This is a genomic window from Brevundimonas sp., from assembly GCF_023259385.1.
GTDB lineage: Bacteria > Pseudomonadota > Alphaproteobacteria > Caulobacterales > Caulobacteraceae > Brevundimonas.
The window spans coordinates 23566-25046 of sequence record NZ_JAHFPF010000009.1 but is presented as its reverse complement, the minus strand read 5'-3'; the positions used below and the strand labels follow the sequence as shown (position 1 = coordinate 25046).

2 protein-coding genes and 1 tRNA gene are annotated in these 1481 nt (G+C 71.4%); 1 reads left to right on the top strand and 2 read right to left on the bottom strand.

Annotated features, from left to right (window positions below; translation table 11 throughout):
- Window positions 1–14 precede the first annotated feature (14 nt).
- Window positions 15–91, top strand: a tRNA-Arg gene (locus Q0C81_RS01235).
- Between the two features lie 6 nt (window positions 92–97).
- Here Q0C81_RS01235 and Q0C81_RS01230 read toward each other — a convergent pair.
- Complete coding sequence (locus tag Q0C81_RS01230) at window positions 98–343, bottom strand: hypothetical protein (protein ID WP_291832444.1); 246 nt, start codon at window positions 341–343, stop codon at window positions 98–100.
- A gap of 115 nt (window positions 344–458) precedes the next feature.
- The coding region (metC, locus tag Q0C81_RS01225; protein ID WP_291832443.1) for a cystathionine beta-lyase at window positions 459–1481 on the bottom strand (1023 nt) is incomplete at its 5' end.

Here is a 1481-nt window from a genome sequence, read left to right as displayed (position 1 = left end):
TTCCGCCCCATCGGGCGCCCATAGCTCAACCGGATAGAGCACCCGCCTTCTAAGCGGACGGTTGCAGGTTCGAGTCCTGCTGGGCGCGCCACCTACATTAGTACAGCAGCTTTTCCTGTTCCGCGCGCGCGGCGGCCTGTCGGGCGTCCGCGGCGGCCTGGGCCTGATCCATGGCCGCGACGGCCTGGACCTGACGCGCTTCGAGGGCGGCCCTGTCGGCCGGATCGCCGCCCCGGGTCTGGTAGATGACGACAAACAGCAAGGTCATGACCGCCAGCGCGCCGAGGCAGGACCAGACCGTCAGGGTCCAGCTTCTGCGGAAGATATAGGGATCGCGGGCCATCGAACGCTCCGGCCGAGGCGCGCGGCCGGGAGCCGCCCGGTCCGTCGGGACCACGGAAACGGATGCCGGGGGAAAAGGGTCCATCGCTCCCGGAGAAGACGTGGCGCGCGAAACCCTAAAGCGCCGCCCGCCAGGCCGCGAGACCGGCCTCCAGGTCGGCGATCAGGTCCGCCGGATCCTCCAGCCCGACATGCAGGCGCAGCAGTTGGCCCGCCGGCGCCGGCGGCGAGGCGCGCATCGACAGCTGGCCGGTCTCATGGGTGATCAGGCTTTCGAACCCGCCCCAGGAGTATCCGAGGCCGAACAGGTGCAACGCCGCCATCAGGGCGTGGGCGGCGGCTTCGGTCCCGCCCTGCATCACGACCCCGAACAGGGAGGCGGCGCCGGTGTAGTCGCGTTTCCACAGGGCGTGGGCGGGCGAACCGGGCAGGGCGGGCCACAGCACCTCGGCGACCTCGGGCCGGGCCAGCAGCCAGTCGGCCACGACGCCGGCCGAACGGGCCTGTTCGGCATAGCGCAGGGGCAGGGTGCGCAGCCCCCTCAACGCCAGCCAGGCGTCGTCCGAGGTGACCCGCCAGCCGTTGTCCTCAAGGGTTTCGAAGATGGGCTTGCCGACGGCGTCGTCCACCACGGCGATGGACCCCATCAGCAGGTCAGAGTGCCCCCCCGCATACTTGGTCAGGGCCTGGACGCTGACGTCGACGCCGTGCGCCAGCGGCTTGAAGGCCAGACCCGCGCCCCAGGTGTTGTCCATGACGGTCAGGACGCCTCGCGCCCGACAGGCGGCGGCGAGCGCCGGGACATCGGCCATGTCGAAGGTCAGGGAGCCCGGCGATTCGATCAGCAGCACGCGGGTGCGGTCGGTCAGGGTGGACAAGATCCGGTCCGTGGAGGCGTCGGCGGCGTGGAAGGCGGTATCGATCCCGCGCGGCTTCAGGTGGCGGTGCAGGAAGCGGCGGCTGGGGCCGTACAGGGCGTCCGTGGTCAGGACCTGATCGCCGGGCCTCAGCAGGGCGGTCAGGGGCACGGTGACGGCGGCCAGCCCCGAGGGAACCAGCCAGACGTCCGACGCGCCCTCCAACTGGGCCAGGGCGGCGCGCAGTTCGCGGCCGGCGGTCAGGTCCTCGATCCCGTAGGT